Annotated in this window: 12 protein-coding genes; 5 read left to right on the forward strand and 7 right to left on the reverse strand. The window is 65.5% G+C overall.

Annotated elements, in window-relative coordinates:
- Positions 1-4: 4 nt before the first annotated feature.
- The 3 genes from GGR36_RS21995 to gltS all read right to left on the reverse strand — a co-directional run bounded on the left by GGR36_RS21995 (position 5) and on the right by gltS (position 5,252).
- Positions 5-3,490 carry a fibronectin type III domain-containing protein gene (locus GGR36_RS21995; RefSeq protein ID WP_244971071.1) on the reverse strand — a complete coding sequence of 1,162 codons (3,486 nt, stop codon included), beginning with the start codon at positions 3,488-3,490 and terminating at the stop codon, positions 5-7.
- Positions 3,491-3,607: 117 nt separating this feature from the next.
- Positions 3,608-3,931, reverse strand: a complete 324-nt coding sequence (locus GGR36_RS19875) for a hypothetical protein (protein WP_183637588.1) — start codon at positions 3,929-3,931, stop codon at positions 3,608-3,610.
- A 115-nt stretch (positions 3,932-4,046) separates the two neighbouring features.
- A complete protein-coding gene (gltS, locus tag GGR36_RS19880; RefSeq protein ID WP_183637592.1) occupies positions 4,047-5,252 on the reverse strand; it encodes a sodium/glutamate symporter in 1,206 nt (401 codons plus the stop codon).
- A gap of 166 nt (positions 5,253-5,418) precedes the next feature.
- On the opposite strand from gltS, the gene GGR36_RS19885 reads away from it, so the two are divergent.
- The 4 genes from GGR36_RS19885 to GGR36_RS19900 all read left to right on the forward strand — a co-directional run bounded on the left by GGR36_RS19885 (position 5,419) and on the right by GGR36_RS19900 (position 10,464).
- Positions 5,419-6,099, forward strand: a complete 681-nt coding sequence (locus GGR36_RS19885; RefSeq protein ID WP_183637596.1) for an SDR family oxidoreductase — start codon at positions 5,419-5,421, stop codon at positions 6,097-6,099.
- A gap of 68 nt (positions 6,100-6,167) precedes the next feature.
- The gene (locus tag GGR36_RS19890) at positions 6,168-6,779 is read left to right on the forward strand and encodes a hypothetical protein (RefSeq protein WP_183637600.1); all 612 of its coding nucleotides are present in this window, start codon (positions 6,168-6,170) and stop codon (positions 6,777-6,779) included.
- 63 nt (positions 6,780-6,842) lie between these two features.
- Positions 6,843-7,496 (forward strand): SOS response-associated peptidase, encoded by a 654-nt coding sequence (locus tag GGR36_RS19895; RefSeq protein ID WP_183637603.1) that lies wholly within the window; start codon positions 6,843-6,845, stop codon positions 7,494-7,496.
- 253 nt (positions 7,497-7,749) lie between these two features.
- Positions 7,750-10,464, forward strand: a complete 2,715-nt coding sequence (locus GGR36_RS19900; RefSeq protein WP_183637607.1) for a CHAT domain-containing protein — start codon at positions 7,750-7,752, stop codon at positions 10,462-10,464.
- Positions 10,465-10,595: 131 nt separating this feature from the next.
- Here the strand turns inward: GGR36_RS19900 and GGR36_RS19905 are convergent, their stop codons facing one another.
- From GGR36_RS19905 to GGR36_RS19915, 4 genes are all read right to left on the reverse strand, one after another.
- Entirely contained in the window at positions 10,596-12,455 is a 1,860-nt protein-coding gene (locus GGR36_RS19905; protein ID WP_183637610.1) for a tetratricopeptide repeat protein, read from the reverse strand.
- 147 nt (positions 12,456-12,602) lie between these two features.
- Positions 12,603-13,127, reverse strand: a complete 525-nt coding sequence (locus tag GGR36_RS19910) for an REP-associated tyrosine transposase (RefSeq protein WP_183637613.1) — start codon at positions 13,125-13,127, stop codon at positions 12,603-12,605.
- Between the two features lie 133 nt (positions 13,128-13,260).
- A complete protein-coding gene (locus GGR36_RS21710; protein WP_221229640.1) occupies positions 13,261-13,452 on the reverse strand; it encodes a hypothetical protein in 192 nt (63 codons plus the stop codon).
- A gap of 987 nt (positions 13,453-14,439) precedes the next feature.
- The gene (locus GGR36_RS19915) at positions 14,440-14,895 is read right to left on the reverse strand and encodes a beta-barrel domain-containing protein (protein ID WP_183637616.1); all 456 of its coding nucleotides are present in this window, start codon (positions 14,893-14,895) and stop codon (positions 14,440-14,442) included.
- A 395-nt stretch (positions 14,896-15,290) separates the two neighbouring features.
- On the opposite strand from GGR36_RS19915, the gene GGR36_RS19920 reads away from it, so the two are divergent.
- Positions 15,291-15,632 carry a zinc ribbon domain-containing protein YjdM gene (locus tag GGR36_RS19920; RefSeq protein WP_183637619.1) on the forward strand — a complete coding sequence of 114 codons (342 nt, stop codon included), beginning with the start codon at positions 15,291-15,293 and terminating at the stop codon, positions 15,630-15,632.
- Positions 15,633-15,911: the final 279 nt, after the last annotated feature.

Below are 15,911 nucleotides of genomic sequence, written 5' to 3' on the forward strand. Positions count from 1 at the left end.
GGCCTCAATTGATCGACACCGACTGCAGGTTGATGCCGCCGCTGACAATCTCGATCCGCACCACTACCAAACCGGCCGGAATCGCCACGCTCAAGGGGCTGCTGTTGGTGAGGTGACTGCCGGCCGCGATCACCACCTGCCCCTTCTTCACCCCGTTGATCCACACATTGGCGGTGGTCGCGGTATTTGCGATGCCGGCGACGACCAGTTTGCCGGTGAAGGCGCTGCTGGCATGTGCAGGCAACGCGATCCACTCGCCCGCGTCGTTGCCGCCCACGCAAGGCAAGGCATCGCAGGTCGTGTTGTAGTCGTAGCCAGTGCGGATGCGGTAAGCCGCCTGGTCGGTCGCGACAATAGTGCCCGGCAGCGCCTGCCCCAGCGTCACCGCCGCGCGTGGCTGCGCCCGCAGCTGGTCGAGCCCCTTGAATTTCGGCGTGTTGGTGATGCGGATGTCGGGCGTGAATTCCCACGGCGGGGCCCCGCGCACGGTGTAATACACCAGCAGGTCGCCGCCGACGCCGGACCACGCATCGTGCGTTTTCACCACCATGTCCTGCATGCGCGGATCAGCGTTGATCAGGCGGGCATTGGCGTCGGAGTAGTTATCGAGGCTTTGCCCGCCTTCGTAGGCGATCCGCTTGAGCCCGAAGTTGGTGGCCCACACCGCATCCACCGCCATGCCCTTGATGTTCTGCGTGGCAGGGTAATTGCCGGGGGCGAAGAAGAGATCGGCGTTGCCCTGGTCTGCCGGCGGCACCGGCGAACTGTTCACGTTGTAATAGCCCGAACCACCTGCGCCGTAGAGGTAGCTGCGTACCTCGCGAGCCGGCGCCTTGCGATGGGCGTAGGCGTCGAGCCAATTGAGCGCCTGGCTCAGGGTCAGCTGCCCGTCGCCCTGCTGGGTCATCAGCACCGGGCGCACGCGGTTCATCATCGATGCGTCGCCATAGACGCCGCGGAAGATGTCGCTGATCGCCGCCATGCGATAGGCCGGATAGCGCCACATCTTGAACCAGATGCTGCTCTCGGCGGGCGTCAGCAGCGGGTGACCGGCCGGCAGCACACCGACGATGTCCTGGATCACACCGAAGTTGTCGAAACCGCCAGCCGAGTTCCAGATCTCGTTGGCGTATTCGATGTAGATGCGCAGGCTCGGGTCGAGCGGCGGATACACCGGATTGGTCTGGCGGCTGGTGTAGGGGTTGGTGCCGTCGGTGCCGTAGCGCAACGCCAGCGCCATCTTGGTGACGAAGTCGTCATCAGCCACGACCGGGACGTTGATCCAGCAGTCGGCGTGCAGCGCGTTGCAGAGCTGGATCTGGTGCTCCAGCGCCACGCCGGTCGACGAGGTCGGCCAGGATGCGCCACCGGGGCCGGTGTAGGGCTTGCCGTCCTTCGACATATGCAGCGGCGTACGGCGATCGGCCCAGTGCTGCACGAGGTTCGCGTTGGTCGCCGTCCAGTCCATCATCCGCACGACGCTGGTCTTGCTCATCGCGGCGAGGTAGGGCGTAGTGAACACCTGGCTGCCATCGGTCGCATAGCCCGGCCGGTAAAGGCGGGCGTTGGTGAAACCGGTGTTGACCGCACTCGATGCAGTGCGGTGTGTGTTGCGGAACACCAGCCCGACGCTGCCGCTGACCGTGACGTTGTAGGTCACATCTGCCGTTGTGGTGTTGCTCGCAGCGTCATACACCTTTTTGCTTACGCTACCGGCAGCCCACATCAGCGAGACATCGGCCTGGCCGTTGAAGACCAGTTTATACGTACCGTTGATGTCGGCCGGCGTGCCGGTCATGATTACCGTCGAGGCATCGGCGGTGGGCCACCCCAGCGCATCGACGCCCGCCACCGGGTTGTTCCAGTTCGCACCGTCCTGCCAGGGTCGCGCCTGCTTCATCGCATCCACAAAGGCGTTGCCGCCATCCCAGTCGCTGAGGAACCAGGTGTTCATGCCGATGTAGTTCTTCGTCGGATCGTTCGCCGGCAATACCGGCAGCGACGAGCTCGGGGTCGCCGACACTTCGGCGGACGCGGCCGACTCGCCGGCCGCGGTGGTGGCGGTGACCACGTAGAAGTAGGCAGTGCCGTTGCTGCGCCCGGTGTCGGTGTAACGCGTCGTGGTCGCCGTGCCTGCGTTACCGTACGGCCCGCCCGCGGTCGTGGCACGCTTGATCGTGTACAGCGTCGCCCCCCCCACCGCGTTCCAGCTCAGCGACACCTGCGTGTCCGCACCGACCGCGACCAGACCGGTCGGCGCGGCCGCCACGCTGGCGACAGGCGTCGCCCACACAACTGGCGAATTCGCACTTTCACCGCCGGCATTCGACGCACTGACCACGTAGTAGTACGTCACCCCGTTGATGCGGCCGGTATCGGTATAAGCAGGGTTGGTCGGCGCCGCGATTTCGGTGAAGGGCCCCGCCGCCGCGCTGCCGCGCTTGACGTGATAGGCCGTCGCGCCGCTGCTGGCGGACCAGCTCAGTGACACCTGCGTGTCCGCACCGACTGCGACCAGACCGGTCGGCGCGGCCGCCACGCCGGCGACCGGCGTCGCCCACACGGCTGGCGAATTCGCACTTTCGCCGCCGGCATTCGACGCACTGACCACGTAGTAGTACGTCACCCCGTTGCTGCGGCCGGTATCGGTATAAGCAGGGTTGGTCGGCGCCGCGATTTCGGTGAAGGGCCCCGCCGCCGCGCTGCCGCGCTTGACGTGATAGGCCGCCGCGCCGCTGCTGGCGGACCAGCTCAGTGACACCTGCGTGTCGGCACCGACTGCGACCAGACCGGTCGGCGCGGCCGCCACGCCGGCGACCGGCGTCGCCCACACGGCGGGCGAATTCGCACTTTCACCGCCGGCATTCGACGCACTGACCACGTAGTAGTACGTCACCCCGTTGCTGCAGCCGGTATCGGTATAAGCAGGGTTGGTCGGCGCCGCGATTTCGGTGAAGGGCCCCTCCGCCGTGCTGCCGCGCTTGACGTGATAGGTCGTCGTGCCGCTGCTCGCGGACCAACTCAGTGACACCTGCGTGTCGGCGCCGACTGCGACCAGACCGGTCGGCACGGCCGCCACGCTGGCGACCGGCGTCGCCCACACGTCAGGCGAATTCGCACTTTCGCCGCCGGCATTCGACGCACTGACCACGTAGTAGTACGTCACCCCGTTGCTGCGGCCGGTATCGGTATAAGCAGGGTTGGTCGGCGCCGCGATTTCGGTGAAGGGCCCCGCCGCCGCGCTGCCGCGCTTGACGTGATAGGTCGTCGTGCCGCTACTCGCGGACCAGCTCAGAGACACCTGCGTGTCGCCCGCCGCGGCCGTCAAGCCGGTTGGCGTGGCCGGCGCCGTGACGCCGCCGCCTCCTCCGCCACCTCCGCCACCTCCGCCACCCCCGCCGCCGTTGCCACCACTACCGCCGCCCCCTCCGCAGGAAACAAGCGACAACATGGCCAACACAACACTCAGGGCGCGAATCAGGGGCGTCATGGCTAGGTTCCACAATGGGGGGGGGGTCGAAAGGCTATTCCATCATCATAACCCAGCCATCTTCCACCTACCCATGACGCGCACGCCGCTTGCGTGTGATCTGCCCGAACCGTGCGGTCAGCGCATCCCCGGCAACACATACACCGGCCGTGGTGGAATCGGCACCGGCACCCAGGCGCACTGGTTCTGCCCGCTCACCGGATCCCAGTACCAGGTGTTGCAGGGCGGCGGGGAGTAGTCGTACGCGCGACGCCGGGCCTCGCGCCGTTCCAGCCGATCGGCCTCGGCGCGGTAGCGGCGGGTCTCATATTCCTTGCGGGCATAGCACGCCTCGTCGAGCCCGCGCTTGGCGTCGTAGCAGTAATCGAAGTTGTCAGCCTGCGCGACGCTCGCCGCAAGCAGCAGGATGGCGGAAATGATGCGAACGGGCGGGTGGCACATGGGCGCGGCATTCCTCGCTGGTGTTGGAATACCGCTTGGACGCAGCGCCGCCGGCGATGTCAGGTTGGCACGCATCCGCGCTGCCCTTGGGCGACGCGGCCGGCGCCAACACGTGTCAGCGGATCAGATCCACGACCAGCAGAAAGCCCTTGATCACCAGCGCGTTGGCGATGTCGATGAAGAAGGCGCCCACCATTGGCACGATCAGAAACGCCACCTGCGAAGGGCCGAAGCGATCAGTCACCGCCTGCATGTTGGCAATCGCGGTCGGGGTCGCGCCCAGGCCGAATCCGCAATGCCCAGCCGCGACCACGGCCGCGTCGTAATTGTGCCCCATGACCCGGAAGGTGACGAAGATCGCGTAGGCCGCCATCAGCGCCGCCTGGCTGAGCAGGATCACCAGCATCGGCAAGGCCAGCGCGGAGAGCTCCCACAGGCGCAGCGACATCAGCGCCATGGCCAGGAACAGCGCCAGCGCAACGTTGCCCAGCACCGACACTGCGCGCTCGAAGACCTGGTAGAGCCCGAGTGCCGCCAGACCGTTGCGCAGGATCACGCCGACAAACAGGGTGCACACGAACACCGGCAACTCGAACGCCGTACCCTTGAGCGCGCCCGCAATCGCATGCCCGCCCATCAGGCAGCAGGCGATCAGGGCCAGCGTTTCGATCATCGCGGGCGCGGTGATCAAACGCACCGTATCCGGCGCTTCGAACGCGGTCGGCGACGCATCCCCCGCCCCGCGCTGGCCAGGCAAGCGAAGACCCGAAGTCAGGTAGCGCGCAACCGGCCCGCCCAGCAAACCACCCAGCACCAGCCCGAAGGTCGCGCAGGCCATCGCCAGTTCGGTCATCGAAGCCAAGCCGTAGCGTTCGGCAAACACGGCCCCCCATGCCGCCCCGGTACCGTGACCGCCCGAAAGGGTGATCGACCCTGCCAGCAGCCCGATCAGCGGATCGAGCCCCAGCAGCTTTGCCAGCCCCATCCCGAGCAGGTTCTGCATCGCCAGCAGCCCCAGCACCACACCGAGTAGCACCAGCAGCCGGCGACCACCGTGGCGCAGGCTCGCCAGATCGGCGTTGAGCCCGATGCAGGCAAAGAAGGTCAGCATCATCGGCGCCTGCAGCCCGGTATCGAATCGCATCTGGAAACCGGTGGTGGCGTGTGCCGCGAGCAGTGCCAGCGCCACCAGCAGGCCACCCGCCACCGGCTCGGGAATCGTGTAGGTCTTGAGTACTGCGATCCTGCCCACCAGCAGGCGGCCGGTGAGCAAGACCAGCGAGGCCGCAACCAGGGTTCCGTAGATATCGAGCTGCACCATGCGTGATCCTCGTCGGGCCGCGTGTTGGTCATCGGAGCGGCGTGATCGTAACGGCTGGACAGCGCCGCTGGATAGCCTCATCCGCCATCAGCGTGCGTCGCTTGCGCCGCCGCCCTGCACCACGAGCCTGCGCTAAAGTGCCCACTGCTGACAGGGAGGCCAAACCATGTCCCGCATGCTCGAAGGCAAGCGCATTCTCGTCACCCAGGCCGGTGACTTCATGGGCCCGGCGCTGTGCGAGGCGTTTGCCGCACAGGGCGCCACGCTCATCGCCAGCACCGCGGCGCTTTCCGCCCCCGAGGCTGCGGGCGAGGTCATCGCGGCGGCGGGTCCGGTGGACGTGCTGGTCGCCAATCTCGCCATCGCGGCACCCTCGACACCCGCGGTCGATGTCGGCGACGACGAGTGGCGCAGCACCTTCGCCGCCCTGGTCGACCCGTTGCCGCGACTGGTGCGGGCGGTGGTGCCCGGCATGCTGGCGCGTGGCGGCGGCAAGATCCTCGTCATGGGCAGTGCCGCCGCGCTGCGCGGCATGCGCCGGGCCTCCACCTACAGCGCGGCGCGAGGCGCCCAGCTCGCCTATGTGCAGGCGATCGGCGTTGAACTGGCGCCGCGCAACATCCAGGTCAACGCCATCGCACAGAACTTCGTCGACAACCCGACTTACTTCCCGCCAGCCGTCCAGCAAGATCCGCGCTTCCACGATCGGCTCAAACGTGAAGTGCCGCTCGGCCGCCTCGTCAGCGCCGGCGAAGACGCCGCCTTCGCCGCCTACCTTTGCAGCGATGCCGCCGACTGCTTCGTCGGCCAGGTCTTTCCGGTCTGCGGCGGCTGGGCGATCCGCTGAGCGGTCAACCGCGGCTTGGCAGCGCCATGCAGGCGATATAGTGGCGGCTTTGCACCCGCCCCTGCCCGATGCCCGCACTGGGACTGACCCTCGCCCTGCTCACCCTGTTGATCGTCGCCGGGCTCTGCGCCGCCATCGCCTGTCGCCAGACCCTGCGCGCCCGAGACCGCGACGACGCCTGGCGCTACCTGGCCTGGGACGAGGCCAGCCTCGCCAAGCTGCGCGCCGGCCTTGCGCCGCGCAGTGCCTTCACCCGGCTGCTGAGTGGCGAACCCTCGCCGCGCGCGGTCGACGACGCCATCGCCATGAAACGCGAGTTCGCCCGCCGCATCGCCGGCACTCACAGCGATTTCGACGCCAGCGGCGACATGGAAGTGCGACTGCTGGCGCTGGACCAGCGCGGCCTGCGCTACGAACTGGTGCCGATCTGCCTCGCGCGCCTCGATCTGGAAGCGCTGCAGCGCTCCGGCCGCCTGAGCTGTGTCTCTGACCCGGTGCGGGGCCACACCGCCTTTGCGGCCGTGATGACGCGCGAAACCCTGCGCCACTTCATGCTGCCCGAAAACCACCCGTGGTTCGCTCCCACCTTCCGCTGGTATTCGGCGCTGCCGACTTCCGTTGCCTTCGTGCTGGCGCACCTGGTGCCGGCGGAACGCCCGCAAGCGGAAGAGCGAAGCTGAAGCACACCGTGCTGCAAGCATTTACGGTTTCGCCGAGCGCGTGCGACGGGCACAATTTTCACCATGTGCGCAAACTACACCCCGGCCAAGCTTGAAAAACTCGCCCGCATCGCGCTGAGCCTTGCGATCCGCGAGGACTCGACCGACTACCGCGAAGCCTTTCCGGGCGGCGTGGCGCCCTTTCTGGCCAACATCCTGCCGCACGAATGGCTGCCCGGCATGTTCGGCCTGGTGCCGCATTGGGGCGACCCGGCCAGGCTCTCGCGCATGACCTACAACGCCCGATCGGAAACCGTCGCCGAAAAGCCCAGTTTTCGCAACGCGTGGAAGCAGCGCCAGTTCGGCCTGATCCCGGTCGACTGCCTGTACGAGCCGAACTACGAGAGCGGCAAGGCGGTGCGCTGGCGCATCGAACGCGCCGACGGCGAACCCTTCGCCCTCGCGGGGCTGTGGGAACGCCGCATGAACGATGAAGGGCCTGCGCACTGGTCGTTCTCGATGCTCACCGTGAACGCCGACGAACACCCCTTCATGCGTCAGTTCCACAAACCCGGCGACGAAAAGCGCAGCGTCGTCGTGCTCGACCCCGACGATTACCCGGGCTGGCTCCGCGCCCGCACCGAGGCCGAGGCGCGCAGCTACTTGCGCCTGTTCGATCCGGACATCATGACCGCGAGCCCCGCCCCGCTGCCTCCGCGCAAGAAACCGGCCGCCTGATCCGCACGATCGCGGACACTACCGGCCCCTTGGCCATTGCCGCAGAATGATCGAGAGACCATCCGCCTGCATCGCGCTGACCACGCACCGAACCGACGACCGGTGCCGCACAGCGGCGCGCGCACCGTACAGACGATCACACGGGGGCCTCGCCATCGGCAGCATCATCCACCCGGTGAGTGCCGCATGTCGCAGCACCAAGCCAGACCCTGATCGCCGCACTGTGCGGCGGATTTCGACGGGAGCCTCTGTCATGCACATTGCTTTGCCTCTCAGGCTGTTCCTGCTCACTGCCGTATTGGCGGCCACGCCCACCCTGGCCAGCGAGCCCACCCTGCTTGAACTGGGCGGACTGAACCTGGATGGCTACTGCAAACACCTGATGCCCGACGCGCAAGCCGGACTGCAGCGCCCCGCCCAGGGCGAGGATGCCGCCCGCAACAACTGGCAATGCGTGCGCGGCGAAACCCGACAGCTCATCGACTTTACCGCCGCCTGTCGCTGGCAGTACCCGGCGGCGCATGCCGCGATACCGAAGGTCAAGAATCCGGATTCCGCCTACTCGATCGTCTGCGCACAGGCGCAGGCGCCGCAGGAAAACAGCCCGAGTCCGCCGCCCGATGCCGCCCGGCAAAGGCGCCTCGACGATTGCGCACGACGCTGGACGCAGAAGCTCCCGATCTCCACGGAGGAGCTGGAGGCCTGTCTTCAGGATGGCACACAGGACTTCGCAGACCTGAGCAACAGCAATAGCGTGGAGTGGCTGTACTACCTCGCTAGCCGCTATGCCGAGGCCAAACGCCCCGCCGACCAGCGGCGCATGCTGGAGCTCTGTGTCGCCAACGCCGAGCGGGTGCTTGGGATCGCGCACGCGACAACGTTTGGATGCTGGCAGGACTGGGCCGACATGCAATTTGATCTCGGTGACGTCAAAGGCGCAGAAAAAGGCTTGCGCAAGGCGCTCGCCGCAGCGCAGGCGATGGGCGAACCCGGCCAGGAACGCGCACGCCCGGTTGAGCTCAAATTGAAGTTGATCGCAGCCATGGCGAGCGGTTCTGAGGCTGACATGGCAGCCGTCATGAATGAAGCTTTGGCGAGCGCCAAGACCACCCAGCAAGCCAACGAGCGCTACGAACTTGTGCAACAGATGGCGGCGACCTTGCAGGGCAAGGCGAATGCGCCTGCGGTGGGCGATCTGATGGCGAAGGCCGGCGTGATCACCGCCAACGACGATGCCGACGACATACCGTCGCTGCTGATAAGGGTCGCCGGTGAACTCTCGGCGCTGACGAAGCCGGGCGCGCCGCTGACGCCGGAGGAACGCGAACGCCGCATGCGCACGATCGAGCAGCTCGCCGGTCGGGCCCGCCAGCTGGTCGGGCTGGATGATCGGCAGCAAGCGCAAGCCTATGCCGGCTTCGCCTACTACCTGCGCATGCTCGCCGGCATGCGCGCCGAAATCGGCGACGTCGCCGAAGGCTTTCGCGTGCTCGAGCAAAACAAGGCCAGCCTGCTCACGACCCGCGTCGCCCAGAGCCTCGCCTTGCAACAATCGGTGGTCAGCGACCGGCAGGCCCAGGCACTCAAGTCAGCATGGCAACAGGTGGAAGCCGCCGAGCGCGAGCGGGCGAAGCTGCAGGCGGGCAGCGCGGACCATGCACGCGCCCAGGCCCGTGTGATCGCTGCACGGCAGGCATTTGCCCAGGTGCGCGAAGCGGCCGTAGCCGCCTCCCCGCGCCTGGCGAGCATGCTTGAGCCTCCGGTGCCCGCCCAAGCCAAGGTCCAGGCCGCTCTGGCGCCGGACGAGGTTTGGATCAGCTATCTGGTGCTGGCAGATCGCGATGCGGCCGGAGAGTACGGGCTCGCCTCGTCCTCGAACAAGCAAGCGCATCTTGCCGCCTTCGTGCTCAGCAGGAACGAGGTGCACTTCAAGGATCTGGGACAGATCGATGTGCTGGACGACCTGGTATTCCAGTTCCGGCTATGGCTGTCGGGCGGTTCGGCCACGCCGAGCAGCGCGCGGGCGGCCGGCGTAGAGCGCGGCGCGAAACGGCCGCTCGCGTGGTCGGCCGAGTCGCTACGCGCGTCTGGCGATCGGCTTCGCACGCGATTGATCGACCCCTTGCTGCCCTGGCTCACAGGCAAGCGTCTGATCATCTCGCCCGATGGCCCGCTGTCGCAGCTTCCGTTTGCTGCGCTGCCATACCAGCGCAGTTACCTGGTGGAGCGCTACGAACTGGCATTCACGCCAAATGCGAGCCTGTGGCTGATGCAAAGGGCGCGACCACCGGCGCCAGCGCGCGACGCCACCATCCTCATCGGTAACGCGCGCTACGAATCCCGCGCGACCCGGATGAGCAGTGGCGACGCACATGATCCGGGCGCCACGCTCATCTGGCCGGATCTGCCCGGCACGGCGCAGGAAATCGACGCCATTGCCAGGATCATCCCGAGCGCACGCCGTTTCGAACAAGCACGCGCGAGCGAAATGCAGTTGCGGCAGCTGGACAGGCAAGGGGCGCTTGCGTCGAGTCGCGTCCTGCATCTGGCCGCCCATGGCTACCTTGATGCCGACGACCCGCTCCGCAGTGCAATCGTGCTGGATCTGCCCGCCGCCACGCCGGAATACGACGGCTTGCTCACCGCCGGCGAAATGCTGCAGATGAACCTGAATACCGATCTGGTAGTGCTCTCGGCGTGCAACAGCGCGGTGAGCCAGAACCGCATCGGCGCGGGCCCGCTGGGCCTGCCCTGGGCCCTGGCGGTAGCCGGCAATCGCAACCTGATTGCCAGCCTGTGGCCCGTCAACGACGATGCCACTGCGTGGATGATGACAGCGCTCTATCAGCACCTCGCAAAAGGCGTTAGACCCGGCGAGGCGCTGACCGCGGTACAACGCACGATGCTGCGCGACCCGACATTGAAGACTCCGCTCTTCTGGGCGCCCTTCATACTTTTTGGCAGCTGAGCGTTTCCGGTGGCGGCGTGGCCAACGTACACCACGCCGACGGCTCGGCTAAGGCTCGGGCGCTGCCCAACCCGGCGCAAGCGCTTGCAGCTTGACTCCGCGCCTCCGGGACACGAATGCTGCGCACGCCATCACGCCCCCCTCACCACCCGCAACAGCACTGCAATGCAGACAATGAAACCGATGCCGGGGATCAGCGCGAGCACGGCGAGGAAGGCGCGTTTGGCTTCATCCCAGGCAAGGTCCGCGGTGCTGCGCCAGACGCCCCAGGCGCCGATAAGGCTCACCAAGAGCATGAGCACCTTGAGGCCGCCGCGCCCCACTGATGGTGCAAGCGTCAACAGCACGGCAAGGCTGAGCGCGCCGATCACAAGCGCGACATGGCCCCCGTGCAGGGCGCGGCGGGGCGCATCGTCGGGCTCATCCTCAAGATCCGATTCGGATTGTGCCGCCGACGCGGGCATCGACCTGGACGTTGCCCGCAACGTAAGGACCGGCGCTGGCGCCGGGGTGCGCGCGGCAAGGCGTGCCTTGAGCAGCGCGGGGAGTTGCTTGATGTCGGCGCCCAGCTCGCGCGCCAGCGCAAGCACTTCGGCGGATTCGCCCGGCGTGGGGGTGAGCACCGGAAGCAAGCCCGGATGTTCCGCGCAGACCTTGGCGGCGCGGGTGCGCGCGAGTTGCATCACCGCCTTGGCGGCAATGTCGTCGCGCGGCGTACCGATTTCGTCGTACAGGCGCACCGCAAGCCAGAACAGTGCGCGCGGGCTACCCAGCGCGGCTGCACGCATCAACAGTTCCGGCACGCGGGCCTGGTTGCGCTGGCTGGTCGGGTCGCTACGCTTCTCGATCCTGTCTGCGCCTGGCGGGCGGCGCACGCTCTTTTCGTAGAGGAACTGGGCGAGGTAGTTGAGGCCATCGACATCGTCCGCGGCCGCTGCAGCTTCCAGCAAGGCGATGCCGCGCTCCATGTCGATCGGAAAGCCGCGCCAGCCGCGCAGCAAGCCTTCGCCGAGCAAGGCCTGCGCAAGGCTTTGCCCCTGCGCGGCGGATCGTTCGAGCCACAGCAGCGCGAGCTTGCCCGAGCCCGGCACCGCCGCTTCCTTCGCGTGCAGGAAATCGATCGCCAGCTTGCATTGCGCCTGCGCGCTGCCCGCCTCGGCCCGTGCCACCAGCGCGGGGTCGATGCCCATCGCGGTCGCGGCGGCTGCGGTGGCGGCATCGGGCGGTGTGGTCGGCGCAGCGCCACCACCCACTGCCGCAGGTGCCGGCGCGCGCTGCAATTCGGCGTCGACATAGGCCAGCACATCGGCCGCCGCGCGCAGGCCGGCGAGCAGGCGCGCCCGTTCTGCCTCGAGGGCCGGCGGCACCTTCTTCAGGCACCACTCGACGCGCCGATCCTTGGTCGCATCGACACCGCTGAACTGGGCCAGCGCAGCCCCCAGCGCGGGGTGTGCCGGCGCCATGCGGCCCTGCGTCACCATCACCCCCCACACCACCCACGCCTCGGCTTCTTTGCGCGGCGCGAGGCGACGACACTCGCCCCACGCGGCCGCCCAATCCTTGCGCGAGAGCGCGTCGTCCAGCCTCGCGGTGCGTGAATGGGCACCGAAGGCCAGCACCTCGCCGTTGGCCAGATACACCGCGCCGTTCTGGCCATCCATCACATGCAGGCCAAGGTCGTTGGCCTGCACCACCAGGTGATTGAAGCCCACCTCGAAGCTGTCGTCGCGCGCCCACAGGCCGATGTTGTAGTAGCGGTCGTTATCCGGGCGCTGCTCGAGGATCTCCAGCCCATGGTCGTACATGTCGCCGTCACCGTCTTCGGTGTTCGGAAAGCGGGCATCGAGCGCGCGCGCCAGTGCAAGGAAGCGAGGTTCGGGCTGCGTGCCCGGTGTCTCCTGCACTGCATCGAGCTGGGCTTGCGCCTGCATCACATCGGTAGGCAGGGGCAGATTCTCGGGCTGAGCCCAGACAGTCAGCGTAAAGCTCATGGCGTGGAGGTCGAGTGCTAAGCAGCGCGCATGGTAGCGGAGCCGCCCGGCGCTGGGCTACGCCGCGTTGGGCGGCGCTGGATTGCCTTGTGGAATGACGCAACCCCTAGCTTCGACACCGGGCGCGCCTCGCGATTGAACGTGGGGCTAGAGGGGTACAGCCACACCCCAATCCAACGGATAGTTGCCCAGCGCCACATGGCGGTGAAACGACGACCAGGGCCAGTCGGCAACCTGCTTTACCCGTCCGTGTTTGACCGGGTTCCAGTGCAGGTAATCCAGGGGGTGACGACGATCCGCCTCGTCGCGCAACAGATGTTCCCAGTAACGGTGTTGCCAGAGTGTCCCGCAGGCCTTTTTGGCTCGGCGATCGGTGAGCCACGCGGAGCGGAAGTACGCGCCGCCGCAGGCACGGGTAACGTGTGATTTGATCAGGCGCCAACGGGTTGCAAAGTCAGCATCGCCCTCCGGCAGCGTCCAGATCGTATGCTGGTGGTCCGGCAACAACACCCAGCCATCGATCCGGAAGGGGCGCCTTACCCGCACCGTTTCAATTGCCGCCCGCAGCGCCTCGCGTATCGCGGCGTCGGTCAGAATCGCCTGCCGCCGCTCCGTCACCACCGTGAAGAAGTACGACCCACCCGCCACGTTTGCACGCCGATACCGCGCCATCGCGATGGCTCCGAAAAAATGAACGTGACAGCGTAGTTGAATTGCGTGTTAGCCAAAGGCGTAACCCGCAATTCAACGGGTCACGAATTTGCAACCGTTTTCTCCGCGCGGGTACGCCTGCGGCGGAGCCGCCCTACCAGGCTGTCTGCTTCATGCAATTCAATGCCGTCTGCCCTGCGAGCGTATCCCCTTTTGCCACTCCGTTGGCAAGCTCAGCATAGCGATCCCCTTTGCTTGCGAGCAAAGAATACATATCGCTCAGGCGCCCCTGATTCAATAGCGTCTCTGCATCACTAATGTCCTTTGAAACAATATGCATTCCCATATATGTAGCATCCTAGCGAAATTGCTGAATGTTAATAGTGCGCTTTGATGGAAGACAAATAGCGACGTGAAGCGACCTCAATGATTCTCCACTGCGGAAGAAGATCTGAGGAATACCCAATCTCGACGCTAGACTGAAATTCCGGAACTACGAATCGATGCCTGCATCTATGAATGGTGGTGGGATCTGGCAATTTGCCATTCCCACAACTAATTAACGTATCTATCGCCCCTGAGGGACCTTCCGTCCAGTACAACAAATCGTTTCCAAGCCACGCTGTATCGGTCCCACGTCCGGTAGGCGCTGCGAAACGAAGACCAAAATGCGCCTTTTCGTCAAGCGACACGGAATACTTGAGATCTGGGTGGCGGATCGGCATCTTGTCGCCAGAAAGCATGTGGGATTCACTTGCCATGCGATTCATAAGGCTTTGCAATAGCCGGGAATTTTCTAGGGCGAGCGATTGATGGGTGGCTGCGGCGTCTTGGGCAGGTTCCGCTACAACTGATATGGATATCCAACTACTTGGCGAGAACGAAGTAGTGCTTTTTGCATAGCTCGCGTCGTTGAATGGCCCTCGTGGGGCTAGCGAAGGCCATTGGAGATAAACAGTAAAGTCGCTTATTTCAGAGTCGTTCGGATCTGACTTGCGACGTGAATACTCATTGTCAGACCCCCACACAGATGTGCCAAGATAGTGAATAGGGTACTTGAGATGATCTCGCTTTATCGCAACAGGAATGCCATTGAGCCTTCCCTTCACAAGTATTGAGACTGAAGATACGCCAACGGACGGGGATCCTTTTGTGTGGTTTACTCTCTCTGACCTAATGCAAGCAACAAGGGCAGAGCCTGTGGAAATTAGCGTGAGCGGAATCAAGGCGAGCAATACTGGCTTCCGTGCGAACAACCACATTTGCGATCTGCGCATTTTCGATGTTCCAGACTCCAAATTCGTGGTGCTAGTATCCGCCATACTCATAGACTTCACCGCTCCTTCAAACTCTCATTCGTCGTCCCAAGCACGGGACTCAGGAAATACTCAATCACCCGCCGCTGCCCGGTTTTGATTTCGGCGCTCACCGCCATACCGGGTGAAAGCGGCACAGCGCGTTCATCCACCTGAATCGCATTGCGATCGAGTTTCAGCCGGGCCTGGAAAATGAAGCCCTGCTTGTCGTCCTTGATCGCATCGCCACTTACGAAATTGACCTGACCGGGAATCGTCCCGTAGCGGGTGAAGGGGAAGGTTTCGACCTTGATCTCGGCGACCTGGCCTGGTTTTACGAATCCGATGTCATTGTTCTCCAGCACCGCTTCAACTTCCGCCTGGCCTTCCTTGGGCACGATCACCATCAGCGCTTGGGCCGGGGTTTCGACACCGCCTTCGGCGTGGATCGCGAGTTGCTGCACGGTGCCGTCCACCGGGGCGGTGAGTTGCATCAGGCGTTGCCGGTTCTCGGTGCGCCGGATGTCTTGCCCTGAGGCCTTGCCCGAGGCCGGCGACCTTGGCTTCGGCCTGGGCGAGGGTTTCGGTGGTCTGGCCAGGCAAGAGAAGTCGACGTGCGTACAAGGGCAGATTGTCGCTGCTTGCCGCGCCGCTTGCGCAAGGGCATGTCACGCTGCGCGGTCGTTTCGTGGCGGATGCCTTGCGCTGGGCTGCCGGCCCGGCTGCGGCGGCGGTCGGCCAACGTGTCGGGCATAAACCATGGCGTCGGCGGGGTAAAATGCCGCCCTTCCTCGCAAGCCTGATTCCCCGCCCCCTTCGATGCCGCTGCGCGGGGGCGATACCGGGGGCTTCGCGACCACCCGCGGTTTCAACGAATACAAGGCCCCTCGTGAGCACCCTGCCCAACTGCCCCCAGTGCAAGTCCGAATTCACCTACGAAGACAACGGGATGTACATCTGCCCGGAATGCGCCCATGAGTGGTCGACCACCGCGCCGGCCGAGTCCGCCGAAGCGGCGCGGGTGATCAAGGATGCCAACGGCAATGTGCTGCAGGACGGCGATTCGGTGACCGTGATCAAGGATCTGAAGGTCAAGGGCTCGTCGCTGGTGGTGAAGGTCGGCACCAAGGTCAAGAACATCCGCCTCGTCGATGGCGACCACGACATCGATTGCAAGATCGACGGCATTGGCGCGATGTCGCTGAAGTCGGAGTTCGTGCGCAAGGCGTGAGCGCAGCGCGCAGCAGTTGGCAAGCCCGGCTGCGCGCCCAGCAGCGTGCCGACGTCATCGCGACGCGGCTGCAAGCGGCCAGGTTGTCGCGACACCTGGGTCGCGCCCCGCTCCAAACGAAGCCGCGCCAGCGTCATGGCGCTGTGGTAAAGGGCCTCTCATACCCAGCCCCGACCAATGATCAAAATTACGGATGCGTGCCAGACGCCGCATGGTGGCGTCTGGCACGCATTGGGGAACAGTCATTCCGCGTGCTTGCACCAGCGCCCGGTCCGCCGT

Source organism: Niveibacterium umoris, from assembly GCF_014197015.1.
GTDB classification, from domain to species: Bacteria; Pseudomonadota; Gammaproteobacteria; order Burkholderiales; family Rhodocyclaceae; genus Niveibacterium; species Niveibacterium umoris.

Coding starts and splice junctions, on each gene's coding strand:
- GGR36_RS21995 (WP_244971071.1), bottom strand. CDS start 3,490: ATGACGCCCCTGATTCGCGCCCTGAGTGTTGTGTTGGCCATGTTGTCG.
- GGR36_RS19875 (WP_183637588.1), bottom strand. CDS start 3,931: ATGTGCCACCCGCCCGTTCGCATCATTTCCGCCATCCTGCTGCTTGCG.
- gltS (WP_183637592.1), bottom strand. CDS start 5,252: ATGGTGCAGCTCGATATCTACGGAACCCTGGTTGCGGCCTCGCTGGTC.
- GGR36_RS19885 (WP_183637596.1), top strand. CDS start 5,419: ATGTCCCGCATGCTCGAAGGCAAGCGCATTCTCGTCACCCAGGCCGGT.
- GGR36_RS19890 (WP_183637600.1), top strand. CDS start 6,168: ATGCCCGCACTGGGACTGACCCTCGCCCTGCTCACCCTGTTGATCGTC.
- GGR36_RS19895 (WP_183637603.1), top strand. CDS start 6,843: ATGTGCGCAAACTACACCCCGGCCAAGCTTGAAAAACTCGCCCGCATC.
- GGR36_RS19900 (WP_183637607.1), top strand. CDS start 7,750: ATGCACATTGCTTTGCCTCTCAGGCTGTTCCTGCTCACTGCCGTATTG.
- GGR36_RS19905 (WP_183637610.1), bottom strand. CDS start 12,455: ATGAGCTTTACGCTGACTGTCTGGGCTCAGCCCGAGAATCTGCCCCTG.
- GGR36_RS19910 (WP_183637613.1), bottom strand. CDS start 13,127: ATGGCGCGGTATCGGCGTGCAAACGTGGCGGGTGGGTCGTACTTCTTC.
- GGR36_RS21710 (WP_221229640.1), bottom strand. CDS start 13,452: ATGGGAATGCATATTGTTTCAAAGGACATTAGTGATGCAGAGACGCTA.
- GGR36_RS19915 (WP_183637616.1), bottom strand. CDS start 14,895: ATGCAACTCACCGCCCCGGTGGACGGCACCGTGCAGCAACTCGCGATC.